24 protein-coding genes are annotated in these 23,877 nt (G+C 52.9%); 10 read left to right on the top strand and 14 right to left on the bottom strand.

The genetic code is table 11. The features are described from left to right. Window positions 1–35: 35 nt before the first annotated feature. Together TPCCA_RS00495 and TPCCA_RS00490 are read right to left on the bottom strand one after the other, a co-directional pair. The gene (locus TPCCA_RS00495; RefSeq protein WP_013944807.1) at window positions 36–830 is read right to left on the bottom strand and encodes a cytochrome c biogenesis protein CcdA; all 795 of its coding nucleotides are present in this window, start codon (window positions 828–830) and stop codon (window positions 36–38) included. After that, complete coding sequence (locus tag TPCCA_RS00490) at window positions 823–1,425, bottom strand: TlpA disulfide reductase family protein (RefSeq protein WP_013944806.1); 603 nt, start codon at window positions 1,423–1,425, stop codon at window positions 823–825. The genes TPCCA_RS00495 and TPCCA_RS00490 overlap by 8 nt, the downstream gene beginning before the upstream one ends. Before the next feature lie 194 nt (window positions 1,426–1,619). Here TPCCA_RS00490 and TPCCA_RS00485 point away from each other — a divergent pair, with 194 nt between their 5' ends. Both TPCCA_RS00485 and TPCCA_RS00480 read left to right on the top strand, forming a co-directional pair. After that, a complete protein-coding gene (locus TPCCA_RS00485) occupies window positions 1,620–2,375 on the top strand; it encodes a UMP kinase (RefSeq protein WP_013944805.1) in 756 nt (251 codons plus the stop codon). A gap of 3 nt (window positions 2,376–2,378) precedes the next feature. Then, window positions 2,379–3,035 carry a J domain-containing protein gene (locus TPCCA_RS00480; protein WP_013944804.1) on the top strand — a complete coding sequence of 219 codons (657 nt, stop codon included), beginning with the start codon at window positions 2,379–2,381 and terminating at the stop codon, window positions 3,033–3,035. 52 nt (window positions 3,036–3,087) lie between these two features. On the opposite strand, the gene infA is transcribed toward TPCCA_RS00480, so the two are convergent. After that, window positions 3,088–3,306 (bottom strand): translation initiation factor IF-1, encoded by a 219-nt coding sequence (infA, locus tag TPCCA_RS00475; protein WP_010881546.1) that lies wholly within the window; start codon window positions 3,304–3,306, stop codon window positions 3,088–3,090. Between the two features lie 169 nt (window positions 3,307–3,475). On the opposite strand from infA, the gene TPCCA_RS00470 reads away from it, so the two are divergent. Further along, complete coding sequence (locus tag TPCCA_RS00470; protein ID WP_010881545.1) at window positions 3,476–3,838, top strand: TraR/DksA family transcriptional regulator; 363 nt, start codon at window positions 3,476–3,478, stop codon at window positions 3,836–3,838. 73 nt (window positions 3,839–3,911) lie between these two features. Here the strand turns inward: TPCCA_RS00470 and TPCCA_RS00465 are convergent, their stop codons facing one another. The 5 genes from TPCCA_RS00465 to TPCCA_RS00445 all read right to left on the bottom strand — a co-directional run bounded on the left by TPCCA_RS00465 (window position 3,912) and on the right by TPCCA_RS00445 (window position 9,758). Beyond that, window positions 3,912–5,858, bottom strand: a complete 1,947-nt coding sequence (locus TPCCA_RS00465) for a tetratricopeptide repeat protein (protein ID WP_013944803.1) — start codon at window positions 5,856–5,858, stop codon at window positions 3,912–3,914. Further along, window positions 5,858–6,868: a phosphate acetyltransferase gene (gene pta, locus TPCCA_RS00460; RefSeq protein WP_013944802.1), complete on the bottom strand. Its 1,011-nt coding sequence runs from the start codon at window positions 6,866–6,868 to the stop codon at window positions 5,858–5,860. The genes TPCCA_RS00465 and pta overlap by 1 nt, the downstream gene beginning before the upstream one ends. Window positions 6,869–7,005: 137 nt before the next feature. Continuing rightward, the gene (locus TPCCA_RS00455) at window positions 7,006–7,614 is read right to left on the bottom strand and encodes an anti-sigma factor family protein (RefSeq protein WP_245522145.1); all 609 of its coding nucleotides are present in this window, start codon (window positions 7,612–7,614) and stop codon (window positions 7,006–7,008) included. Window positions 7,615–7,636: 22 nt separating this feature from the next. Continuing rightward, window positions 7,637–8,125, bottom strand: a complete 489-nt coding sequence (locus TPCCA_RS00450; RefSeq protein ID WP_010881541.1) for an RNA polymerase sigma factor — start codon at window positions 8,123–8,125, stop codon at window positions 7,637–7,639. Window positions 8,126–8,195: 70 nt separating this feature from the next. Continuing rightward, a complete protein-coding gene (locus TPCCA_RS00445; protein ID WP_013944799.1) occupies window positions 8,196–9,758 on the bottom strand; it encodes a cysteine--tRNA ligase in 1,563 nt (520 codons plus the stop codon). 181 nt (window positions 9,759–9,939) lie between these two features. Between TPCCA_RS00445 and TPCCA_RS00440 the strand changes: the two genes are divergently transcribed. The 4 genes from TPCCA_RS00440 to TPCCA_RS05700 all read left to right on the top strand — a co-directional run bounded on the left by TPCCA_RS00440 (window position 9,940) and on the right by TPCCA_RS05700 (window position 13,489). Beyond that, on the top strand, window positions 9,940–11,004 hold the full coding sequence (locus TPCCA_RS00440) for a UDP-N-acetylmuramate dehydrogenase (protein WP_013944798.1): 1,065 nt from the start codon (window positions 9,940–9,942) through the stop codon (window positions 11,002–11,004). An 82-nt stretch (window positions 11,005–11,086) separates the two neighbouring features. Next, a complete protein-coding gene (locus TPCCA_RS00435; protein WP_013944797.1) occupies window positions 11,087–12,322 on the top strand; it encodes a Crp/Fnr family transcriptional regulator in 1,236 nt (411 codons plus the stop codon). Window positions 12,323–12,351: 29 nt separating this feature from the next. Then, window positions 12,352–12,966 (top strand): hypothetical protein, encoded by a 615-nt coding sequence (locus TPCCA_RS00430; RefSeq protein WP_013944796.1) that lies wholly within the window; start codon window positions 12,352–12,354, stop codon window positions 12,964–12,966. Then, the gene (locus tag TPCCA_RS05700) at window positions 12,926–13,489 is read left to right on the top strand and encodes a DUF192 domain-containing protein (RefSeq protein ID WP_013944795.1); all 564 of its coding nucleotides are present in this window, start codon (window positions 12,926–12,928) and stop codon (window positions 13,487–13,489) included. The genes TPCCA_RS00430 and TPCCA_RS05700 overlap by 41 nt, the downstream gene beginning before the upstream one ends. Before the next feature lie 2 nt (window positions 13,490–13,491). Here the strand turns inward: TPCCA_RS05700 and TPCCA_RS00420 are convergent, their stop codons facing one another. Next, a complete protein-coding gene (locus TPCCA_RS00420; RefSeq protein ID WP_245522144.1) occupies window positions 13,492–14,400 on the bottom strand; it encodes a PilZ domain-containing protein in 909 nt (302 codons plus the stop codon). 116 nt (window positions 14,401–14,516) lie between these two features. Between TPCCA_RS00420 and TPCCA_RS00415 the strand changes: the two genes are divergently transcribed. Both TPCCA_RS00415 and TPCCA_RS00410 read left to right on the top strand, forming a co-directional pair. Beyond that, the gene (locus TPCCA_RS00415; RefSeq protein ID WP_013944793.1) at window positions 14,517–14,963 is read left to right on the top strand and encodes a PTS sugar transporter subunit IIA; all 447 of its coding nucleotides are present in this window, start codon (window positions 14,517–14,519) and stop codon (window positions 14,961–14,963) included. Between the two features lie 111 nt (window positions 14,964–15,074). Further along, entirely contained in the window at window positions 15,075–15,308 is a 234-nt protein-coding gene (locus TPCCA_RS00410; RefSeq protein WP_013944792.1) for a hypothetical protein, read from the top strand. Window positions 15,309–15,387: 79 nt separating this feature from the next. Here the strand turns inward: TPCCA_RS00410 and TPCCA_RS00405 are convergent, their stop codons facing one another. Continuing rightward, entirely contained in the window at window positions 15,388–17,370 is a 1,983-nt protein-coding gene (locus TPCCA_RS00405; RefSeq protein WP_013944791.1) for a putative glycoside hydrolase, read from the bottom strand. 162 nt (window positions 17,371–17,532) lie between these two features. Here TPCCA_RS00405 and TPCCA_RS00400 point away from each other — a divergent pair, with 162 nt between their 5' ends. Beyond that, window positions 17,533–19,119 (top strand): sigma-54 interaction domain-containing protein, encoded by a 1,587-nt coding sequence (locus tag TPCCA_RS00400; protein WP_013944789.1) that lies wholly within the window; start codon window positions 17,533–17,535, stop codon window positions 19,117–19,119. Between the two features lie 46 nt (window positions 19,120–19,165). Here the strand turns inward: TPCCA_RS00400 and TPCCA_RS00395 are convergent, their stop codons facing one another. Genes TPCCA_RS00395 through TPCCA_RS00380 form a run of 4 tightly spaced genes read right to left on the bottom strand, consistent with a single transcriptional unit; the run spans window position 19,166 to window position 23,873 of the window. Beyond that, a complete protein-coding gene (locus TPCCA_RS00395; protein WP_013944788.1) occupies window positions 19,166–20,014 on the bottom strand; it encodes an FAD binding domain-containing protein in 849 nt (282 codons plus the stop codon). A 6-nt stretch (window positions 20,015–20,020) separates the two neighbouring features. Beyond that, window positions 20,021–20,488: a (2Fe-2S)-binding protein gene (locus tag TPCCA_RS00390; RefSeq protein WP_010881529.1), complete on the bottom strand. Its 468-nt coding sequence runs from the start codon at window positions 20,486–20,488 to the stop codon at window positions 20,021–20,023. Continuing rightward, the gene (locus tag TPCCA_RS00385) at window positions 20,485–22,707 is read right to left on the bottom strand and encodes a xanthine dehydrogenase family protein molybdopterin-binding subunit (protein ID WP_013944787.1); all 2,223 of its coding nucleotides are present in this window, start codon (window positions 22,705–22,707) and stop codon (window positions 20,485–20,487) included. The genes TPCCA_RS00390 and TPCCA_RS00385 overlap by 4 nt, the downstream gene beginning before the upstream one ends. Beyond that, window positions 22,635–23,873: a DegT/DnrJ/EryC1/StrS aminotransferase family protein gene (locus tag TPCCA_RS00380; protein WP_010881527.1), complete on the bottom strand. Its 1,239-nt coding sequence runs from the start codon at window positions 23,871–23,873 to the stop codon at window positions 22,635–22,637. The genes TPCCA_RS00385 and TPCCA_RS00380 overlap by 73 nt, the downstream gene beginning before the upstream one ends. Window positions 23,874–23,877: the final 4 nt, after the last annotated feature.

The raw sequence follows: 23,877 nt of genomic DNA, 5'->3' as shown, positions 1-23,877 counted from the left end.
GCTACCCACCCGCACAGCCCCAAAGCCGCTCGCGCTCAAACCCCCTGGTACAAAAACCACTGCGCAAGAAGTGCCGCTATTTGCCGAAGAGGGGTTATTCCCCGCGTCGAGTATTCCTCTAACGCGAATCCTGCCCGTAGAAAAAGCCGACTGAGTGCCTGCAACCCCGACGTTAGCATCAGCAGTCCGAAAAAGACGATCAACATCCCGGAGGCGAGCTTTACTGCGTGCATGTGACGCTTTACCCACGCAAACACCCGCTCCGCACGTCCAAAAAAGATCCCTGCAAACACGAAGGGAAGTCCCAATCCCAGTGCATACACGGTCAGGAGCCCTGCTGCGTGGAGCAGCTGCCCAGAACTCGCCGCATAGAACAACAGAGAAGAGAGAATCGGCCCCACGCACGGAGTCCATCCCGTTGCGAACAGCAACCCAAAAAGATACGCACGAAACACACCCACCCGTCGCACCGTTGTGTGCATACGCCTTTCCACACGCAAAAACGGAACCACGTCGAAGATTGTGTTTAAGCCGAGGAGTATCACCCCCACGCCCGCTACACGCGTGAGCACAGTGAGCACACCCGCACCTGCAAGCTGCACCCCTCCGCTAAACACGATCGAAAACAACACAAAAACCGTCGTCAGTCCTAATACAAAAAAAACACTGCTGAGAAAAACCTGGAGCCGCGCCGCCCCCGCCCGGATAGAACCGAGCGATTCTCCCGAAATGAAAGAGACGTACGCCGGAATAAGCGGCAGGACGCAGGGACTGAGAAAAGAAAGCAATCCGGCCAAAAAGGAACCCACAACGCCGGGGACACTAGTCACGCGCCAGTTCCTTAAAGAGAGCCACTAGCTCTGGTTGGTCATACTCCACACTCCCGACAACCACCGCCACGATGCGCCCTGCCTTGTCCACAACATAAGTAGTTGGCAGACCACGGGAGGCAAAAACACTCCCCAAACTCCCCTCCTCGTCAAGATAGATAGGAAAGGTATGCTTTCCACGCGCGATAAAACTTTCCACCTGTTTTCTCGAGTCACCAACGTTGACCGCGACAATCTGAAAGTCATTCCCCCTCATAAGAGCCTGCATGCGATCCATAGACGGCATCTCCGCACGACAGGGCGGACACCACGTAGCCCAAAAGTTCAAAAGCGTCACCTTCCCCTTGAAAAGGCTAGGAACCAGTGCCCCCTCCTTCAAGGCCTTCGCATGAAAGTCACTAGAAAGGTCGAGCGGCTTGGGATACACAAAAAAACGGAAACGCTCGAGCGCCTTCAGCGAGCGGGAAGGTACATCCGCATTGTGCGCCACATCGGCGGCTTGTACGCAGGAAACACCCCACACCGCAAGCACCAGGACGGAACGGAACACAAGGGGGACCGCGCGTAAAGCACCGGTCGTACGGGAGTAACTCATGCACAGAGAACACTCACTAGACTACGGAGATACAGTTTTTACGTCGGTTTTTGCACAGAATACAAGAACTAGGAGTCTGTGTCGCCTGTGTAGAACACTCCATCGCCCCGTGCACACTGGGACGCAATGCCAGATACACATAGGGCCTGGATCCAAAGGGTCTCTTTGCGTTACGATGCCAGCGAGAGGGTTTCATGGTCACCGTTCTGTCACTTGGAGGTTCCATCGTTGCGCCTGAGACGCCCGACGTAGAGCTTCTCGGGCGGTTCGTTCGTTCCGTTCAACGGTACCTATACGAAGACGCCTCACGGAAGCTCATTGTCGTTTCAGGCGGTGGTGCACCTGCGCGCACTTATCAAAACGCCTATCGTGCGCTACGACGGAGCCTGTCTTCTCCGGCCTGTGCGAAACCTGCGCACGAGGGCGATAATCAGGAGGACAGGGAACTGTATGCCACGGCCGAACACGTTGAACTTGACTGGATTGGCATCATGGCTACGCGTTTGAACGCGCAGCTGCTCAAATCCCTTTTTGGAATCCTTTGTCCAAATCCGGTCGTGTATGACCCGACTGCGGCGAACGTTTTTTCAGGTCAGGTGCTCGTTGCTGCCGGTTGGAAACCGGGTTTTTCCACCGACACCGACGCTGTGCTCCTTGCAGAGCGTTATTCTGCAAAGACGGTTATTAACCTTTCCGACGTTGCGCATGTGTACACGGGGGATCCTCGTTCAGACAAGGATGCGAAGGCGCTCACATCCCTCTCCTGGGATGATTTCCTCCTCCTTGTCGACAAGGAGTGGGTACCGGGCAGCCATGTCCCCTTTGACCCAGTCGCTAGTGTCCGGGCAAAAAAGTCGGGAATTCAGGTCATTTGCGCAACAGGGCGTGACTTACCGAATTTGGAGCGCATCCTGAACAGGCAAGAGTTCGTGGGGACCACCATTGGGTAAACGATGAGCGAGCGCACTGTTCCTGACCATTACGCCATACTGGGCGTTGCTGCCGATGCTTCTGAGGAACACATTAAGAAAGCTTTTCGCGCACAGGCGCTTAAGTATCATCCGGATAAAAATCCGGGCGACGCGTGTGCGGAGGACCAGTTTAAAAGGATCAACGCAGCTTACGCCGTCCTCTCTGACCGTGCATCACGCGCACGCTACGATGCCGAACGCGCAGGTGGCACATTTTGGTCCTCGCGTGCAGGACGCGACGCCTCAGAGGGCTTTGGCGCTTGGACCTCAGGTATGGATGACAAGGCAGGAGCGCGCACCCGCTACACACACACGCGCGGTCCCTGGAGAGGGCACGCGCAGGAAACCGAACACTTCGAGGGATGGTACACCTTCTTCGGTGGTTTTCCTGGAAATGGGTGGAGTTATTGGAGCAGTGCAGACGCTCCGCCCGATCCGGCGGGTCCTACCGCGCGCACGGGCTCCAGGAAAGACGGGGCGCGTCTTCTCATTCAGGGAGCGGCGCTCGTCCTCCTGGCTCTATTCGGGCTACGCTTCTTTTTAGTATTTGGCTTCTTCGGGATCGCATTCAGCGTGTCCTGCCTGGCGCGCGGAGTGCACACCCTGAGGGCAGGACTCTCAATCCTCCTTGAAGGATGAGCAACCCCGCTGCTAAAGAGGAGCAAGCACCTCTCTCCTGCGAGAGAGGAATCTAACGCTCACGAAACATAATTCTGCCGCGGGAAAGGTCGTAGGGTGAGAGCGCGACCTTCACCGAGTCTCCGGGCACGATACGGATGTAGTGCTTGCGCATCCGACCTGAAAGATACGCAAGTATCTCGTGCCCATTCTGCAATTGCACTCTAAAGGTGGTGTTCGGCAGCGCTTCCTTAACCACTCCGTCCACCTCGATTGCTTCTTCTTTCGTCACTGACCCTCCACGTGCACCGGACGCAACCTGCCGGGCAGAACATTGCCTTTTCCCTCCATCGTCCGTATAATGGACGGAGCGGTCCCTCCAGCAGTCTACGCTCTAGGTCGGGTGCTGTCAATCAGACTGGTAGGTGCCGGATACGTTGTACCGCATACAGGAGTGTCAGGTGGATCAGTCGTTTGTTGAGGAAATGAAAGTGAGCTTAGTAGAGCGCAAGCGCTCGCTTGCGCGTTCGCTGACAACCAACAATGAAGATTTTCAAGCGATTGTCGCCGGGGTGGACCCTAAGGATTCTGCCGATATTGCCTCTGATGACATGGATCGTAAGATGCTCGAGTCTTTGAGCGCAAAGGATCTCAGATGTCTACAACAGATCGAGTCTGCGCTTTTGCGTATCGAACAGGGACGCTACGGGAAATGCGCCGATTGCGGCGAATCTATCCCCGAGGATCGGCTGCGCGCCATCCCCTACTCGCTCATGTGCATTGAGTGCCAAAGCGCGCGTGAGTCAAAGCGGCGTGCCTTTTAGGGTGCGCTACGCTCCGAACGTGGCTAGCTCGTTTCCCTCTTGGGGGATTGGTCAGGAAGGAGCGCGCCCATGCCTAGGCCCGGCTACTCGCCAGCGCGTAGGCCTTTGCCAGGAGCTCGCTTGCTGCGGTGTAGCCCGGTCGCTGTTCTAGGACCGCGCGGAGTGTGCGGATTGCCGCGTTGATGCGTCTTGTGTGTAAGCACAGCACCCCTTCAATCAGGCGTGATTCCACGCTCGTCCCAAACGCGTTGCACGCAGCGCGGAGCAGCCTTAGCCCTGCGTCTGCCTGCCCCATCTTGTCAAGACAGTATACCAAGTTGTGCAGTAAAACCCGCTCGTCCGGTCTCTGACGTAAGAGCGCCCGGTAGATAATTGCAGCCTGCCTGTACTGGCCGGCTTTTTTACGCGCAAACGCAAGGCGAGTACCCCAAAAACCCCCTCGCTCACCCGAGGCGAGCAACTCGATGTGATCCGCCGCTTCGGACCACCGTTCTGTTCTCTCAAGAAAGGCTATAAAATCCTTGCGGATAACCCGATTGTCCCTCCAGCGGGACAGGTACGCTCCATACTGGGTGTACGCGCGCGCGTCGTCGCAGAGCGTCTCGTAGCAGGCGATCAGTCCCACGCACGCTTCTTCGTCCTCTGCATCCAGAAGAAGGGTTTTTTCATACCAGCGAAGTGCGAGATCTGCCATTCCCAGTCGCACATACGTTACCCCAAGAGCATTGAACAAAAGCTGATCGGCCTTCCCTCCACGCGCAAGTTCTTGCAGATGCGGTAACACCTCCTCGGGAGGATTGCTCAAATGGGCAGCTGTAATCACCCGGTAGTAGTAGCAATCCTGCGCGTCGCACCCTGCGCCTTCTGCACGTCTGATTGCCTTTGCCAGCTCTTGCCAGCGCCTCGCTTCCTGCAAACACACCATAAGACCATAATGCGGATAACAATTTTTCGGTTCTATTTTCATCGCACGCGTGTAGTGGTTCAAAGCCACGTTCACGCGCCCCGCACGCCGGTGAACCTCTGCCATTAGCAGGTGAATTTCTACAGAACCCCCAAAAGTTTTCAGGTATAAATGCGCTGCAGAAGCGGCACGAGCCCACGCCCCCTCCTCCATGTGCTTGCGCACGGCGCCCATCACTAGAAAACGATCCGAAATCTGATCACGCTCGATGGAAACACCCAACGTCGACAGCAACGCTGCCGCCTGCGACAGACACCCCATTTCTACAAGCATGGCCGCTTCGTACCACTTGAGGACAGTATCGTGCGGCGCAAATGCGCTTGCTGCACGATACTGGGTAAGCGCTTCAGGAAAATGTTTCAAAGAACGAAACGCGTGCGCCAAGTATAAACGCGGCGCAACCCCGTCTACATCCTGATTAATCAGAAACGTAAACATCTGACGCGCAAGATCTGCGCTCCCCCGTTTTAGATGCTGCACTGCTTCTACAAAAAGCGAATTCAAATACCCTGCGTTCAAGCGCTTATTGTCTGGATACTGCGCAAGTGCTTGCTCAAACACCATGCGCGCTGCACGCGGCTTCTTACTCCGCAGATAGGCGAGTCCTAACAGCGCCTGCGCCTCAAGAGAGGCAGGATTTTCTCGTACACTGCGCCGAAGCGCTGCAACCGCATACCCTCCCTGATGCAGTGCAAGATAGCTCCTTCCCAAAAAGAACCAACCTGCGCCGTCGCGCGGCACGCGCCTGGAATACACAGTAGCGTACGTTACCGCGCGCGCATACTGCCTTTGTGCGTGGTATGCACGCGCAAGATACAAATAAATCTCAGGATACGCATCCTGCGTACCATCTCCACCGTGCGCGTGCGACTCAGACGACCCCTCATCCCACTCTTCCTGTGCCCCCCTCTCATACACCGCACCGCCATCTGGGTGATGACATCCTTCTGCCTTTCCTGAAGCGGCAAGCTCTTCAAGAATACGGATAGCGCGCGCATAATCTCGGACGCTCCCTGCACGGACTGCCTCACGTATACGCGCCTGGGTGGACGTCATTAGCGTCCATTCGATTGCACGAGTGTGACTGCACAAGCGGCGACGATATCTTCAACCGAGCACCCGCGCGAGAGATCAGACAGTGGTTTTGCAAAACCTTGCAGGAAAGGTCCGTATGCATCCGCATCTGAAAGGCGCTGGACAAGCTTGTACCCAATATTACCCGAAGAAAGATCGGGAAACACGAGTGTGTTCACCTTTCCCATGATAGGACTGTGAGGCGCTTTTTTTTCGGTAATCTTAGGTACGAGCGCAGCATCGAGCTGCAATTCCCCATCGAAGGTAAAGTCCACCCGCCGTTCGTGTAGAATCCTGACTGCCTCACGTACACGCAGGATATTCTCGTCACTATCACCTCCTGATCCTTTAGTAGAGTAGGAAAGAAGTGCGACAGTCGGTTCCTCTCCAATGAAGGTGCGGCAGCTTTCTGCAGCAGAGCAGGCGATATCAGCCAACTGTTCTGCGGTGGGAGTGGGGATCACTGCACAGTCTGAAAAAATAAATAGACCACGTGTTCCTCCCAGACGGGGGTTATTAGTATCCATAACGAAGCAGGAAGAGGCAGTTTTAACACTCGGAAGGGTTCCGATGATGGTGAGGCCTGCACGAAGAACGCGCGCGGTAGTGTTTTCTGCACCGGCAACCATGGCATCTGCGTGACCTTGGTCAAGCATCATAGCAGCGAAACGCAGAGGATCGCGCATATCCTCTGCAGCCTGGGCAAGACTTATTCCTTTGTGTTTTCGCTTCTGAAAATAACGTTCTGCGAACTGATCTCTGTGCTTGCTAACGCTCGGATCGATGACGACCATGTCGGTAAGGTCGATACCGCACCTGTCTGCGGTGTTTTTGATATCACGCTCGCATCCGACAAGAAAAACTTTTGCGGCCATGTTTCTGAACACAATCAAACGGGCGGCTTCGAGCGTACGCTGCTCGCAAGCCTCAGGAAGCACGAGTCGTTTTTGCGCAAGCACAGCACGCCGCTGCATTGATTCAACGAAGGTCATAGACATTCTCCTTATGGCTACCTGACAAGCAGGTCAATCAAGTTTGCAGACAGGAACACCCAACGATCGGAACGGTTTGAAAAGAACAGGAAACACGTCCGCGCGGGCGCATTATTTTTACTACACATTTGCCTGGATTATGGGGAAAAGAACTGCGCTTTTGAAGCACTGAGCACATAGGAAGGCACAGGAATAACCGATAGCCTCACCGGCACTGTTTCCATTTCATACGCAGGATCTGAGCCATACAACTGCGCAAACGCACAGACGGTGAACACCGCAGCTGGTTTGCGCAGCACGTTGGAATTCGCACTAACGGCAGGACCAAACACTTTCACACCGCGCGCGTACCCAACAGGGGCGCGAACACGCATAGGTACAATGGGGGTAAAACTCGCCTCACCCGCACGGGATACAGGACGCCTTTCAACAATATGAGTAAGCAACAGGGTGCATACACATAAAGATGCGACCGCCACAGCGAGTGCCGCAGCACGGACCGGTCCTGCAGCAGAAAGAGGAGAGGAACGTGCCTGCCACCACGGCTTCGGCATACAGGAAGCGACACGGTGACGCACGCGCAAATATGGAAAAGCCATTGTAAAATCACGGGAAGAAACGCAATCAGCATGCTTGACAAGACTCCGCATGGCGCGATAGTGCGCCACACACGTGGCACAGTGCGTGCAACCCTGCAGATGCGCGCATATCTCACGGCGTTGCAGTTGCGAACCTTCTCCGTCCACATAAGCACACCAAGCAGCACAATCAGGACAGGTACGCATCCGTCTCTCCTAAATACTTCGCTAATCGTTCGCGCGCTCTGAACACCCTCACCTTTACATTCCCCTCGCTGATGCCCAGGATACGTCCGATCTCCTTGTAGTTTAAGTCCCCATACTCGCGCAACTGCAAAACCACACGGAGGTGCTCGGGCAGTCGATCTAAGGCCGCGCGCACCTGCTCAATCGTCTCTATTCTTAACAAGCGAAGCTCACCGGTATCCGGCTCGCACACATGCTCGCGCGACGCTTGCTCACAAGAATGACGCTCACGTACACGACGCTTAGCGTAATTTAACGAGGCATTTTTCACCACGCGGATCAACCAATACTTTGCGTCCGACAGAGACGGAAACTCCATCCTCTTTTCTGTCATTGCAATGAAGGCATCATGGCAGAGCCCCTCAGCGATGTCCTCCTCGCGCACCACGTTGTACGCTACGCGGTAGAGCACTGGCACAAGCTGCTCGTACATGAGCTTAAAATCTGCATCATCCTGTGCTCTTAAAAGCTCCTGCTCATGCAACAATGTATCTCCCAAAATGTTACACGCGCTTCCAAATAGTCCCAAGATGGGTGTCTTCAAGTTCAATCCCTTCAGCCTTCAACTGCCGACGGATCTCATCTGCACGGGGAAAATCACGCGTTTGGCGTGCATGTGCACGCGCACGCACCAACTGTCCAATCCACTCCTCACTCGGTGAAGGACGCTGCGGCAACGCATCGCCAGCAGGAACCTGCGCAGATAGCGATGCGGTCGCTTCCTGTATTATGCCTAACCCTAGCACTGTATCCGCCACCTGGAGTGCCGAAACACACAGCGATGGCGGCACCGAGGTATCACGCACCAATTTTTGTAAGGCGCTCAGAGCACGTGGCGTAGAAAAGTCATCCTCCAACGCAGCACGAAAGTCAGTTAAGAGCAGCTCAGATTCTGATGCGCGCGATTCACACACCCTTTCTGCGGCACACTCTGCACTAGTGTCGCGCACGCTGCCTGTAGTTGCTCGAGCAGCGTCCACTACACGCGCCACTCGCCGCACAAAACTCCGTCGGGCGGCACGCGCCGTTTTTAGCGCATCCCAAGAAAAAGCAAGTTGCGTGCGATACTGACCACTCAACAAAAAGAAGCGAAAATCAGCTGGCTGAAAGCCACGCTCCTGCAGCGAAGAAAGCGTCAAAAACTGCCCACAGGACTTGGACATTTTAGAAAAAGACGACACCACCGAACTGCCCATATCCGCATGTACTGCGCGCTTTTGCAGCTGCATCAGCAAGAACTCGTGGTGTAACCAGTACCTCACCCAGGGTGCACCAGTAATTGCTTCACACTGAGCACGCTCGTTACGGTGATGCACACGAATATGATCCACCCCTCCGATGTGGATGTCGCAACGCGGTCCTAAAAACTTCATGCTCATTGCAGAACACCCGATGTGCCACCCGGGGTACCCCCGCCCCCACGGAGAATCCCACGTCAACGCATGACGCACAAATTTACTACGGGTAAACCACAGCACAAAATCACGTGCATCACGCTTATGCGTATCGTGTGCCACCCGCGCGCGCGCCGCATCCTCCCCTTCCTGAACATCTTCTACCGCGGCAGAACCGAAGCTTTCGTAGCTAGGAAAGGATCGCACATCAAAATACACGTTCCCTCCTGCACAGTACGCGTGCCCACGCGCGAGCAATTGCTCGATAAACGCGATCATATCCTGGATACAATCGCTGGCATTACAGACAATGGACGGCTCTTCAATACCGAGCAGTGCAGTATCGCGGAAAAAGGCTGCGCGATAGTGCGCTGCAACCTGCAACACCGAGTGGCCATGCGCCTGTGCGCTCCTTACCAGCTTATCCTCACCGCTGTCTGCGTCACTTTCTAAATGCCCAACGTCGGTAATATTCATAACGTAGGTGACGCGGTATCCAAGAAAGTGCAAGGTACGTCGAACCGTATCCTGAAAAACGTATGCGCGCAGATTCCCCAGATGGGGATAATTGTACACCGTAGGCCCACAACCGTAGAGACGCACGTGCCCGTGCTCCCAGGGTTGAAAGTGCTCTTGCTGACGAGTAAGGGTGTTGTATACGCGCAAGGCCATGTGCGCCCCTTCGAAGTTTCTCCCAACCGGGCGCAGAACACGTGCGGACCACGCCCAGCCCCATTGTCGCGCAAACGCCTTTGCCCGCCTGCGCTTCAGTCTACCCTCCCTCGAAACGCAAAGAAGGCCAAGACCGCGCCATTGTAGCATAAGCGCGTGAAATCGTATATGTTCTCTGTCCATGTCCGCGCACCGGATACGCGCGCGTCGGATCACGCGCCGTAACGTCCCACTTGCAGAGCGATGTTCTTTCCGCATTGGTGGCGCTGCGCAGTTTTGGGCGGAGCCGCGCTCCTGCACACAGCTGCGCGCGCTTATTGAGGAAGCGCAGCGCGCACGCATTCCGCTGTCCCTTATTGGGGGAGGCTCTAACGTGTTAATCGCAGACGAGGGCGTACCGGGTCTGATGTTGAGCCTTCGTCGCTTTCGCAGTCTACACACCCAAACACAGCGCGATGGCTCAGTGCTCGTACATGCAGGCGCGGGGTTACCTGTGGCCGCCCTCCTGGCCTTTTGTGCCCATCACGCTCTACGCGGGCTTGAGACCTTTGCAGGGCTGCCTGGTAGTGTCGGTGGTGCCGCGTACATGAACGCCCGATGTTATGGGCGTGCAATCGCAGATTGCTTTCACTCCGCGCGCACGCTCGTACTTCACCCCGTGCGTTCGCGCGCAAAAGAACTGCCAGAGGTGAGAAAAAACGCACAAGACAAAAGAGGGGAATATCTTGGCCTCTACGGTGGACCGTTTACCTGTAGCAGTTTTCAGACCGTCTTCGCGCGCGCGGGGGATTGGGGCTACAAGCGCTCTCCTTTCCAGAGTCCTCACGGTGTTGAACTCCATGCAGGAAGGCGTCTTATCCTCTCGCTGTGTGTACGTCTCACTCCCGGCAATCCGGCGCAGATTAGGAAGCACATGCAGGAGAAGATTGCCGATCGTATTTCAAAGGGGCAGTTTCGCTTTCCGTCAGCAGGCAGCGCGTTTAAAAACAACCCAGCTTTTGGTAAACCGTCTGGCATTCTCATAGAAGAGGCAGGTTTACGGGGCACCTCCTGCGGGGCTGCGCAGGTAGCACCCTGGCATGGAAATCTCATTATCAATACGGGGAATGCCACCGCACATCAGGTGCGCACACTCTTGCGCGTTGTTCGGCAACGCGTGTTTGAAACACACGGAGTGTGGCTCGAACGGGAAATCATTTTTTCTGGAGAATCTGTGAGGATGACTTCCAGTTCGCGAGACTCATGAGGCAGGCACCTGTGCACTGCAAGACGTACGGGTTGTCTTGTAAACAGAGCATAGAGCGACGATTAGGAAGGAGTGGGATACTTTGTTACAGCTGACGTTTGTTAACTTCAAGAAGGGTTCTTACATACTAGTAGAGGGGAAAGCTGACGCAGATCTTTTCTATATCATTCACAGCGGTCAGGTATGTATTGCAAAACAAGTAGAGATAGTTGCAGAGGAGGAAGGAAACGTCCTAACCGCGGGTAACTTTTTAGGTGTAGTTGCCTGCATGTCGCGGCATAATCAGATTGAAACTGCAGTTGCGCTCACTGATGTCGTGCTTATTGCAATTCGTTATGAGCAGTTCCCCCAGCTCATTGAAAAGAACGCGGCGATTGCTATGAAAATCATCCTTTCCTTCACAAAGAAAATGCGCTACCTCAATGAGGCGCTTACCCAATTGACATTGAAAAAACACACTGATGTGGATGTCTCGCATCTTTTCGCTGTTGGCGAATACTACGTCAAAATGACGAAGTTTGAACTTGCGCTCTATGCGTACTATCATTATCTCAAGGAAAGTCCCAAGGGGACGTATGCAGAGGAAGCACGCAAACGGTTTGTTGCGATTAAATCCACAGGAGTTAAGGTACCAGTAGAAATACTCGAACCTAACATACTTGAAGCCACGCGCTGCTACGATCGAGAGGCGATGGTGTTCTGTGAGTGTCAATCGGGAAATGAGTTTTACATCATCCAAAAAGGACATGTAAAAATTACTAAGATTGTTGATAACAATGAGGTAGTGCTGGCGATTTTAAAAGAAGGAGATATGTTTGGGGAAATGGCGTTGCTGGAGAACAAGCCGCGTTCTGCAAGCGCCATTGTTATGTCTGATGGTTGCCAGCTTTTGGCCGTGAACCGCAAGAACTTCCAACAGCTGGTAGCCACACAACCGCAATTGACTGCGCGTCTTACCACCACGCTCGCAGATCGCATCTGGTCGATGTACCGACAGCTCGCGAATACTTTGCTTCCGGAACCGACTGAAAAAATGTACGACATGTTGGCCATTCAGTTAGAAAAGATTCGCTACATACCTAGCACCGGCAAGGCCTACGATTTTGAATTCGGTCCCATAGAACTCGCACACATGTGCGGTTTCCCTAAAGACATCGTCTCTCAGGTAACCGAGGACTTTTTACGAGAACCTATTGTCCGCTGTGTCGATAACAAAATATCTGTCACCGACGACCTAGAATTGGTGAAGCGCGTTGCCTATTTTAAGAAAAAGCGTATCCTCGCCAAGGCACGCAAGGACCCACACAACAGGCAGTAGATGTATCCACACAAGGAGAGGAAAACGGCATGAATTATGCTAAAAATTGTATGGCGCTTGCGTTGGGCGGGGTGTTGCATATGCAGTCTTATTTATGTTCTTCCCCTTCCCCTAGTCGCGGCGCAGGCGGTGCGAGAATGCTGGCTACAGTCACTCCTCTTTCGCAGACACATTCTCCTGAGAAAATTCCCGCCGTGTACCGCGCGCTGAGTTTGGGTATGGGCGTAACCGAGGTAAAGGAAGCACTGAAAAAGGATAGTATTTTTGGATATCGCGGCGAGCGCGACGTGTCACTGCTAATGAGTGAGAACCGTATCTTGATTGAGACCACGGGTCCCCACTTTATTGCACGCAGCTGGTTTCAGTTCTACCGTGACCGTCTATATGCTATGACGTTCAAACTCAACACTGACGCGATAGACTACTACTCGGTATATGAGAACTTGTGTAAAAAATACGGCGAACCTCATAAGCTCAGTCCTCGGGTTGCCTTGTGGGAAGACGCGTCCACACGCCTAGTGCTCGAGCGGCCTCTTATTATCAAGTACATAGATATCCGCGCCTTTAACGAACAGCTTAGTGCACGCGACACTCAAAAGAGCAATGCTGAAAAGGATCGAAAGCGTTTTGTACAAGGCTTTTGAAGAGCACGTCTCCTTCTACCTGCACAGGACACCTGCTGCGCTGTCGCTTTTGTTACTGGGGTTGCTTTCCTGTGTGGCGTGCAGAACGAATAGCCTAGAAACAGCGCAAATCGCTTTTTGTACAGGAGGGCAGTACGTGCCGGTGGTTGTAGAACTCGCACTCACGGAAGAAGCGCGGCGGCGCGGGTACATGGGGCGTACACGGATCCCCGACGGGACGGGCATGCTTTTCGTGTATAAACAGGACACACGCCTCTCCTTTTGGATGAAGGACACCCCACACCCGCTCTCTCTCGCATTCCTGGATGCTCAAGGGGCGATCGTACAGATAGAAGACTTAGTCCCGCTGAGCACACACAGCGTACGCAGCAACCGGTCAGTACGATACGCACTGGAAGTGCCACGAGGCTGGTTTGTGCGTTCGAAACTACTGGTCGGAGCGCGGCTCAGTGCACGGAGCCTCGCGCGCATCCGCAGACATGCGGACCCCCCTAAGGGGCAATCCGGTGACAAGCGCCATTAAAACTAAGACAGAGAGAAGGGTACAGAAAGGTCAATGCCTTCAGCGCCCGCTGACGACCGCCCTGGATCGCCGGCAGACGCCGCAGAGCAGTCCTCGTCCGTACCGGGAAAACGGCGACAGCGGTCCGATGCGTAGCGGTTCAAACACATACGATACGCGACAGGCACCACATCAAAGTCGTACTCCATGGCCACGGCCACCAGGTCTTTACGCCCCTCAACCTGATCTGCACGCACCACGTGCCCCCTAATACTCATGCTCGTACTCGGCTCCTCAAAATCAAGCTTCAGCACCGTCTCCTTGCCTTTCAAAAACGGCGCAACGCCCATCATGATGAACTTCGCACCACCAAAGGAAACATCCCGCAGAACGCAGCGGCGAGGAATCGCCTGAATGAACACGATGGTCTCCGCTCTCATCAAGCCGATCCTGCGCATACTCTCCTTGTTCACCGCAATACGCTCCGACTTACGCTTCTTGGAACTAATGTTGGCCTCAACAAGCAAACCCAAACGCTCTATGAGCATATCAGGTATGCGCTGCGTATACGCCACGCTTAACACCACTAGCTCCGTACTCTCGGCATAGTCTTCAACACCGAGAACCCTGGAAGTAACGAAGAAGGAAACCGCATCCCGCGCATCGGACTCAAAGAAAGAAAACCGTATGCTGACGCTCGCCCCTTCCACTTGAATGCTCTCAAGCAGACTACTCTTCCTGCTGAGAATAACTTTCGCACCCACCATAGACGCAGAATTCATTACGCAGGAACACTGACCTCCCGCGCTTCGCACGCACACCTGCCGCGCATTAAAACAGAGCGCCTGCATCACATCCTTTGAGAAAGTTACATCGACATCCTTGTACAAATCGTAGTACCTATTCAGCTGTTCCCTGGTGGCGAACCCCATGCGCGCATGGTAAAGTCCAAGTAGGCAAAAGGTCAAGATATCCTGGGAGCGGAAAGAGCGTGGGGAGCTTTTCCAAAAAGCTTGACTTTTCCTTTGAGAGTTTTTAGCTTGGGGGAATGAATTTGGAGACCGTGTTGACGCCGGAAACCGTAAGCCTGCACCTAAAGGGTTCTACCAAGGAGGAGATCATCGACGAAATGCTCGAGATGTTCGTCCGTGCAGGAAGGGTGAGCGACAAGGTTGCTGCGCGGGAGTGTGTGCTCGATCGAGAGCGAAAAATGTCTACGGGGATGAAGTATGGCATTGCCATACCCCACGGTAAAACTAATTCAGTGAGTAGTCTGGTTGCAGGGGTTGGTGTTTCTGACAGTCCGGTTGACTTCGACTCTTTGGATCAAGAACCTTGTCGTATTTTCATAATGACCCTTTCTCCACTTGACGTCACTGGTCCGCACCTGCAGTTCTTGGCTGAGATCAGTCTCCTGTTTAAGAGTTCTGAGAAGCGTCGGGAGATCCTTGATGCAACAAGTAAAGCGGAGGTTATTAAAATCCTCACCGAGTAGCGGTCTTTTGCGTGTGCTGTGCGCCGAGTTGACTGAACTCGCGTAGCTTGTGCGGTATCGGTGCAGGGGGGGGGGTAAGCCCCAGACTGACGGAAACGGAGGGAGTTTGCTATGGTTGTCAACGCTGTGGTAGGGGCAGACGAGGCGAGCGCGCGCCTGCGCGAGTATTGCAGTGGTCTGCCAGATGTAGAAAAAAAGATTGCTGAATCGACTTCCCCCGAAGGGGCCAAGTTGGTCTCGGATTTCGGTATAGGTAGCGTTCCAATGGTTGTTATCCTTGACGAGGACAGCAGCGAGCTTTTTAGGACTGCGGACATAGACGAGCTAGAGAAGTTCTTCTCCTGAGAGGACGGACGCTGATTTTCGGTCCTATGTGGGAAAACGGCCCAGCAAGGGGCGTCCGCTCGCCGGGTTGCCTTGGCGGCTAACGGAGGCGCGCGTCGTCGGGCCGGACGTCTGAGTAACGCCCTGAGTTGTTCCAGTACGTGTATCCTTCATCGATTGATTCGCGGATGCCAGCCACCTGGCGCTGCACGTAATCCTCGCCGTAGTACGCCCGGTCGTAAGAGACCGGTAGGTAGAAGGCCTGCACCCAGGGTCGGATGACCACCCGGTTGCGGGCCAGCACCCGGTTGCGGTACGCGCCGTAGTAGTAGATGCGATAGGGACGCTCCTGCGCAGGCGCGTAAGCTAGGAAGCTCTGGCTAAAGTGGCTGGGGTAGAACATCGGGCAGATCACATCCACATACTCAGCTAGCAGTTCCACGTCCTGGCCCGTGCGCGCGCCTGTACGGTACCACCCGTTCGCTCCGTAGATATCAATGGAGATTGGCGCGTCTATGCGCTCGCGCGCGTACGCCAGGAACGACATCAACGCACTCTCCCTATCCATCCCGGACTCTCTTGCCGGATACTCCGCCTGGTGGAGGTTATCTCCGTCGGTAGGGAACCGAATATAATCGAACTGTACCTCATCAAAGCCAAACTCAATTGCTTCTTTCGCGATGGCGACATTGTACCGCCACACCTTTTCGTTGTACGGATCCACCCAATGCTCGTGAATTTCTTCCTTACGGAGCGCTCCATTTTTATACCCCTGCCAAGGCTTGCCACCCGCCTTAACCGCAAGCTCAAAGCCATTCCAACGGAACAAATACTTGTCCTTAAACACCACAATACGTGCTATTAGGTACAACTTTTTTTCCTTTGCCTGCTTCACAAACGTCTTCATATCAACAAAAGGACGAACTGCACCGACCGATCGCACAAATGGATCTTGCGACTGATAACGCACCATTCCAAGCTCATCCTTCATGTCGTACACAAGCATATTAAGTTTATTGTCCGCAATCGTTTTGAAGTGCATTGCACGAAGCTTAGGATCCTTAATGTGATGCGCCGGTACGTAGATACCCTTTTTCAAATCTGCCCGCGCAAAACGTCCCTCTTTTGCAAGACTAGACCGGTCGTGCAAAAGCCATAACTCAGAAAGAGACAGTGCATCACCCGTTTGTGACACATGACGCGGAACCCACGCACATAAGATTTGATCCGGGATCCGACGCAAATCCTGTTCAAGACGCGCCAAATCAAAGGGGCGAGGCATAATGAGGGGGATCTCAAACAAACTACCATCCCGACACCCAACGAGCGAAGCGACAGACGCACTCAATCCATCAATGCAGCGCGCATCTTTCAGCGCAGCCGTCCACACACGTACGTCCTGAAAGCGTTTTTTGGCCCAGTTAAGGCGTACGATCTTGGGCACGAACGTGTAGCTTGCAAAAAGCTCATTGCCATGCACGCTCCTGCGCACCGCAATGTCTGAGATTTCTTCAGTGGCTTCAGGACCAAGCGCAAGCGTAGCGCTAATATCAGTCCAAAAACGACCTTTCTCTGGCTGCATCCACGCAATACCACGCAGGGAATGCGAAACAAACACGGTAAGCACTGGCTTACCCGTTTCATCAGGAAAATCGAGCACCGCGACCGCCTTAATCCCACTGCTGTTTGCATTACAGCCCAGATTTTGCCAAGTCCGTCCCCCATTTTTGCTGAGAAACACTGCGTCATTGGTAGCGGTAACCAAAACCGCTCCGTTATCCGGATGTACCTCAAGATCTTTCAATGGCTGCGGCTGAGACACAAAAACCTTTTCCCGATCGACTATCTTCTTCACTACCTTCTTTGGTAATTGCTCACCCACGTGCGCGAAAGTCCTTAAGTCGCGCGAGGTCATGATACCTCGAGACGTAAGCAAGAACCAGTTCTCTCCCGCAGCAACAATCTTGCTAACCGAAACGCCAGAGAGCAGTACGTCTTGAGCGTAAGGAGCAATACGGTACAATCCCTTTGCACCGCCTGCGAGAAATTCTCCCTTCGCATTTGCCCATACGCAAGGAAACATCAGAACACTCATCCACACGCGTCCCATGCGCGCGATTATATCCCATAAAAAACGCGAGGAAAAGGATTCGAAAAACAAATACCATACCCTGCACACGACACGCCCACAGGCTCCATGCGGAGAATTGCACGGATATGCCTTTTTCTTCTATACTCGGGCCCCATGAACTGTTCGGGCTGTCCTGCACGCGCGCTCTCCCCCCTGCCTGCGGAAAAGTCGCTGGAAATGATTCTGGACGCCCTCTATGAGATTGCCCGTTACGAGCTAGCCGTGGTCCTCAGCTTTGAATCTTCTCAAATACTGCGAGTTCGCAAGGCGCGTGGTCCCCTGTACACTCCCCGCCTCCAACACCACACCATAGACCTCACCAAAAGGCAGGATCTTGCGCGCATCCTATCACAGAAGAGTCCATACCTTTTCGATCCGACGCTTGCCCGCACTGATACCTACACAGAGCTTATTCCCATGCCCCAAAATCATTCCTGTCTCATCGCGCCGCTTTACATCGATGATACCCCCATTGGCATGCTCACGCTCGACCATCGCCTGTGCGAGCAGTTTACCCCAGACGTTGTACGCTTCATTACTACTCTTTCTAAACTTATCTCGCTCGCAGTAGCCCAGACCGACGCGTCCGAGACACTGAGTCAAAAGAGTCACGCTCTTTTGACCGAACGAAATGCGCTCTTAGCTCCCCAATCACCTGCATTTAAAAATATGATCGGAACCTCTCCTGCTTGGACACGCACACTCGATGCTATAAAGCTCGTAGCAGCCTCTGACCTCCCTGTCCTTGTTTGTGGAGAAACCGGCACTGGAAAAGAGCTTGTTGCGCGAACCGTTCACCAACTTTCCACCCGCAGCGACAAGCCCTTCGTCCCCGTCAATTGCTCAGCACTCGTCCATAGCCTTGCAGAAAGCGAATTATTCGGACATGAAAAAGGTGCCTTCTCAGGTGCGGTCGGCACCCATCGGGGAAGATTTGAACTGGCTCACGGTGGCACCCTTTTTCTCGATGAGGTCGGAGATCTCCCCCTGGAACTGCAACCGAAGCTCCTCCGCGTACTCCAAGACGGAGTATTTGAGCGCGTTGGAGGGGAGCGTTCAGTAAGCGTCTCGGTTCGCATTATTGCAGCTACGAATATCAACCTTTCAGAAGCAGTCACCCAAGGGAAATTCAGGGAAGACCTCCTCTACCGGCTCGATGTTTTTCCCCTCAGTCTCCCCCCTTTGCGCGAGCGTGCAGAAGACGTTGCGCTTCTAGCGGAGCATTTTATCCAAAAAATTAAGACTCGCCCGGGGTTTGAGCGCACTCAGCTTTCTCCCAGCGCGTTTAAGAAAATCTTCTCGCTCACGTTTCCTGGCAATGTGCGTGAGTTACGCAACCTACTCGAACGTGCTGCACTTCTTGCACGCGGAGATACCATCGGCGCAGAACACCTTGTATGTAGGACCCCGGAATCCGGCACGCAGACTACTGTCTATCCTCGGGAGCACACCGAAGTGTCAGAAAGCATTCAACCAGCTATACCTCTGTGCATACGCGATAGCTCTTGTATGGTGCGATGCACACAGGGGAAAAAGGAAGAAACTACGCTGGTGGTCAACTTTCATCAGGCGCAACGCGCAGCAATTCAAGCGGCGCTTGATGCAAGCAACGGTAAGATATACGGAGCAAATGGCGCAGCAGAAATTCTTGGTCTTAAGCCAAGTACATTGCAAAGCAAAATGAAAAAACTCGGTCTTTAGCATCAGCTGTCTGCGCGTGCCTGGGTAAAACTCGCCACCTGTAGGTTCATCTTAAGCGGCGCAAACAGTCTTCCAGCAGATGAAAGAAGCAGTGCGCGATGTACGCACTCTTAAAGGATTCAGGCGCAAAGAACTCTCTGCTTCGATATACGATTGCCGCAATATCCCCTGCAGAAAGAGGAATCGCTCTGCCTAACAGCAAATTGTCAAATTCTCTATTTCTCATTACTACATCTGAAAAAAATACCATACGCATTTCAGACAACGCGTTTTTCTGCTGCTGTGCAAGAAACACGAAATCGGCACGTTCACCAAATAATGCACGCGACCCAATACGTCTGTAGTAGGAAAAGTCCCAGTAATCTGTTGGAAGGCGAATACGGGTAATTACATGACTCCGGTGTCGCAGCGTGTCAGAACGCGCATGTGCATAGTGTGCCACAGAAATCCAAAAGTTTTCATGTCCAGTCCGCACCTCCATTTTTGCATCAAGCGCGATAAGCGGCGCAAGAGCAGAAGCATGCGGACGCGTACCTGCAATATTCCCCCCAATAGTGGCCAGAGTCCGTATCCCAGGATTTGCTGCGTGCGACAGCGCCTCGTGCAGTGCCACGGGAATATTTTTTCTTCCCAATTGCACAATTGCTTGCAACGACACAGCACCACCAAACTCAAGAAAGTGCTCAGTTTTAGAAATGACTTTCAACTCTGGTACACCGTTTAGAACAACCAAATGTGAAGGCAACGTTAAAACCGGGGTTATCTGATATTGCACCAAGCCCGTTCCACCCCCAACTGGCTGTACCTGCGCGACGTTACGTAGTACCGCACACAATTGACCCAAACTTTTTACGTAATAAATAACACTTGATTCTGAGTTCTTATACAGACGCATACAGTTTTAGGAAAACTCATGACAAGCAGGCATACGTTGAAGTGCTCGAATCAACGCATTGATATCAGTACACCGGCATTGCATGCCTGAAAAGGCGTGTCTTACCTCTTCTTCGTTGGGCACAGAATTCCTTTGTAATAAGCTCTCTGCGGTGAGAATTTTTCCTGCATCGCAATACCCACAAAAAGAAATATGATGCTGCGCAAAGCACGCAACAATCCACCGTCCTCTTTTAGTCTTTTGAAAAAAATCAAGTGTAACTATCTGTGTTTCGTGTGCAAGAAAAAAGGGTATGATATACGCGGATACTGCCTCCCCATTAAACAAAATGGTAGACGCGCCATTCTCTCCATGTCCGTGTGAACCTTTTATCGAAGGAAGATGAAAACATCTCCGTAAAACGGTCGAAAGACGCTCATGAGGCATAGCATCCACATGTACCTGTTCTGTATTCAACGTAAAGCGAATATTCATAGAGAATCGTCTGCACTGAGGGAAAACATCTCATAAAAAATATCCCGCGCAACAAAAGGAACCTTATGGGTAGCGTTTTGAGAAATCGGCAAAATTTGCCGCAGTGCTGCGTAGTACGCAGCAGGAACAATACCTTCGGCAACCGTTCCCACCGCACGCGCAGCAGCATTTGAACTCAAAAGGGTGACGTGATAGGGAGGAGTATCGGATGGATCGATGATAACATACTCGGGTGTGCGCGCACACTCCCAAATCTTTTCTACAGATACGTGCGAAAGCGCACGAGTAATGCTTCGACTCACGGTACGGTACACATCTTTTTCACAAAAGACATACCCAGGATCGCAAACAAACCACAACCTGACAATCTTAGGTTGCACGCACAACGCATCTAATTCGAGTTCAATAATACAGGCTGCAGGAGTGTGCGTGCTCATTCCGTGCATTTTGGTAAAACCGTTCATATCCTCACATTTTCCGCTAGTATCAGCAGTCACAGGTACCTTTGAGGCACACTGCTCAGATTGCGCATCAGGCACCGAAACATCTGACTTAGCAACAGTCACCACTTGATACACCTGCCCCTTCTTGGCCGTGTTAAAGGACCCCTGTACCGTGATAGGAAGTGGCTTTCTGAAGCGTTGTCTCTGAATTGCTCGTACACACTTTCTCACCAACCGTGCAAACACCCTCATCCCCACTGATTCCACAGACGGACCCAACAGATCCACGCCATACGCCTCATCACTACTTTTAAAAAAGATCGCATCCTCCAGACACGTAAACTCTCTGATGAGAAACGCAACCACTACCCGTTTAAACGAATCAGAAAGCGGAACGCTGTGCACCACAATGCGCGCATCAGTGTGCAGCGTCATTTGTAATACATAGGAAAAACCCGAACGGGCTAACATCGCAGACGGATCATATTGAAACCCCAACGCAAGTCCAATACCACGCCAGGCATGGGTGTCATGTGCCTTTCGTGCTGCATTGACCATGCTGAAGGCCGCGTGCTTTCGACGAAAATCTCCTTCCTCACACAGATAGGCGAGCAACTGCGCAAAACGCTGTGTTTCCCGCGTATCTTTCATGTGCGCCACACGCCACTCGTCAGGGAATATATGAAGCTCAGCACATAACTGATTAATATGCATTTCTAATGCATTAGAAGTATATGCATCTGCCCATCCATTAAAAACATCCGTTAATCCAACATTTGAACGAAACGCTGTGCATTCAATGTGGTACCGAGGAATTGCATAATTTCCTAATGCAGTATGGACCATATGCGCAACCATACGATCGATCAATAAATTCCCCGCTCCTGCATCGAGGGAGATAAAAACAAACATACCTTCTACCGCATGCGCGGCGTTGAGCGCCGTGCGATGTGCAATGGTAATCTTGGGAGTCTTAGGACAGTACTGCACATACTCTTGAAAGGAAAAAGACAAGCGTACCGGCTTTTTCGCACAATAGGCTGCAAGCGCCGCCTGACTTGCCATCACTGAGGGGAACCATATTCTCCCATCACAGGAAAGCGCTTCCTGCTGCGGATGTACGTGCACCGCATGCTCAGAAATATTCAGTACCTGCGCGATAGTTTTTCTCATGTGCGCAGGCCACTGCGTAGCAGCGTACACGTGCAGACCGTGCGCGTCGGGTAGTGCCTGTACTTCTGGCATTTCCGCAAAGTAGTGTACACGCGGCTCAAATGTACAAGAGGAGCATACCGTGTGTGATGCGCGTTTAAAAGCAGTTTCTGCATCTCCTTGCACCGCCACCTTTTGAGCGAGGGGTTCCCCTTCACTGATTCCACAGAGTATTTCCGACGCACAGGCCCGCTCTGCGCACGTATGCACCACCACATCTTGCACTAAATTACGTACCACATGCTCATCAGGCCCAATGAGGATACCCACCGGTTCCCCTGCGTACACCACCTCTCCATGCGCAAAAACCGGCACAGTATTTTCCCCACACTGAACGGCATTGCATCCGGGAATATGTGCTGCAGTATAAAAAGAGTACCCGTCAGGGAGAGAGGGAATATCTATGTTCAGCAGCAATCCTGCAACGCGCGGCGCACGGACAAGCTGTGCATAGACGCTCCCTGTGCGCGCACCGTCTGAAACGAACACGCTCATATATATGCTCTTCCCTTTGCACATTCTTGTGCGGTGCGCACCACGGTCTCTATCACATACGCCACGCAACTGTCATCCATTCCCGGCCACAACGGAAGCGTAAGCGTGTGCTGATACTTGTGCGCACACTCAGGGAAATCTTCCGCTCGTACACACAGACTTTTCTTAAAAAACGTCATCTCGAAATGAGGAATAAAATGCATAGAAACGCCCAATCCCCGTTCCTGCAATAATCTGACGAACTCGTCCCGAGAAACAGAAAGCGTTCCAGGAACTAAGCGCAACAAATACAAATGCCACGCGTTTCCATCCCCATCAGGCGGAGTACAAAAAAATTCATAACGAGAAAAAGCACGCGTGAACGCGGCGGCAATACGCGCGCGTTGTGCAAAAAGATGCGCCGCCTTCTGCAACTGTACGCGTCCAATTGCTGCTAAAATATCCGGCAGGTTACACTTCCACCCAAGGCTTGTTACGTCATAACGCCACGGTGCGGTGCCATTTGTGTACCGATCCCAAATAGCCCGGTCAATGCCATGTGAACGCAAACACGCAATACGTGCTGCAAGCTTCGCATCATTTGTGCAAACCATACCTCCTTCACCGGTGGTTAACGGCTTGGTGGCATAAAAGGAAAATACCCCCGCATGTGACAGTGTGCCTGCATACCCACACGCAGTCTTCGATGGAAAAGCATGTGCTGCATCTTCCACCACTGCCACTTGATACTTACGCGCAAGAGCATTGAGATCACGCATATTGCATACATTCCCGGCAATATGGATGGGTACAATAGCACGGATGCGCGCATCCTTTTTTAAACACGCTTCAACACACTCCGCACTGATATTATAAGAGTCGCGCTCGATATCGGCGTACACCACCTGCGCACCTAAGTGGAGTGCAGAGCTCGCCGTAGACACAAACGTATAAGGACTGGTAAGTATCTTACTATCCGGCCCAATGCCCATTGCATCAAAGGTGAGAAGCAAACCACTGGTAGCTGAGTTAACCGCACACGCATAGGGAGCACCCACATACGCGGCAAACTCTTTTTCAAACGCGAGTGCTTGTGTTCCCGTCGTAATCCATCCTGAACGCAACACATCGCAGACTGCGCGCTCTTCCGCTTCAGAAAACGAGGGCACAAAAAACGGCACTTGTTTGTTGAACACCGCATGCTGCGCGTTATCATCACGAACACCCTCTTTCTTTTTTTTCACGGTACCTTCCATTTTC

This window comes from Treponema paraluiscuniculi Cuniculi A, from assembly GCF_000217655.1.
Lineage (GTDB): Bacteria > Spirochaetota > Spirochaetia > Treponematales > Treponemataceae > Treponema > Treponema pallidum.
The sequence above is the reverse complement of the archived record's forward strand: the minus strand, read 5'-3'. Positions and strand labels throughout refer to the sequence as shown.

Bases quoted from the DNA above. Each gene is read 5' to 3' on its own strand.
- TPCCA_RS00445 (WP_013944799.1), bottom strand. From the start codon at position 9,758: ATGGCCTTGCGCGTATACAACACCCTTACTCGTCAGCAAGAGCACTTT.
- TPCCA_RS00400 (WP_013944789.1), top strand. From the start codon at position 17,533: ATGAACTGTTCGGGCTGTCCTGCACGCGCGCTCTCCCCCCTGCCTGCG.
- TPCCA_RS00450 (WP_010881541.1), bottom strand. From the start codon at position 8,125: ATGTACGAGCAGCTTGTGCCAGTGCTCTACCGCGTAGCGTACAACGTG.
- TPCCA_RS00395 (WP_013944788.1), bottom strand. From the start codon at position 20,014: ATGCGTCTGTATAAGAACTCAGAATCAAGTGTTATTTATTACGTAAAA.
- TPCCA_RS00420 (WP_245522144.1), bottom strand. From the start codon at position 14,400: ATGGGGTTCGCCACCAGGGAACAGCTGAATAGGTACTACGATTTGTAC.
- pta (WP_013944802.1), bottom strand. From the start codon at position 6,868: ATGACCTTCGTTGAATCAATGCAGCGGCGTGCTGTGCTTGCGCAAAAA.
- TPCCA_RS00390 (WP_010881529.1), bottom strand. From the start codon at position 20,488: ATGAATATTCGCTTTACGTTGAATACAGAACAGGTACATGTGGATGCT.
- TPCCA_RS00480 (WP_013944804.1), top strand. From the start codon at position 2,379: ATGAGCGAGCGCACTGTTCCTGACCATTACGCCATACTGGGCGTTGCT.
- TPCCA_RS00410 (WP_013944792.1), top strand. From the start codon at position 15,075: ATGGTTGTCAACGCTGTGGTAGGGGCAGACGAGGCGAGCGCGCGCCTG.
- TPCCA_RS00430 (WP_013944796.1), top strand. From the start codon at position 12,352: ATGAATTATGCTAAAAATTGTATGGCGCTTGCGTTGGGCGGGGTGTTG.
- TPCCA_RS00415 (WP_013944793.1), top strand. From the start codon at position 14,517: ATGAATTTGGAGACCGTGTTGACGCCGGAAACCGTAAGCCTGCACCTA.
- TPCCA_RS05700 (WP_013944795.1), top strand. From the start codon at position 12,926: ATGCTGAAAAGGATCGAAAGCGTTTTGTACAAGGCTTTTGAAGAGCAC.
- TPCCA_RS00405 (WP_013944791.1), bottom strand. From the start codon at position 17,370: ATGTTTCCTTGCGTATGGGCAAATGCGAAGGGAGAATTTCTCGCAGGC.
- TPCCA_RS00490 (WP_013944806.1), bottom strand. From the start codon at position 1,425: ATGAGTTACTCCCGTACGACCGGTGCTTTACGCGCGGTCCCCCTTGTG.
- TPCCA_RS00380 (WP_010881527.1), bottom strand. From the start codon at position 23,873: ATGGAAGGTACCGTGAAAAAAAAGAAAGAGGGTGTTCGTGATGATAAC.
- TPCCA_RS00465 (WP_013944803.1), bottom strand. From the start codon at position 5,858: ATGACGTCCACCCAGGCGCGTATACGTGAGGCAGTCCGTGCAGGGAGC.
- TPCCA_RS00485 (WP_013944805.1), top strand. From the start codon at position 1,620: ATGGTCACCGTTCTGTCACTTGGAGGTTCCATCGTTGCGCCTGAGACG.
- TPCCA_RS00440 (WP_013944798.1), top strand. From the start codon at position 9,940: ATGTCCGCGCACCGGATACGCGCGCGTCGGATCACGCGCCGTAACGTC.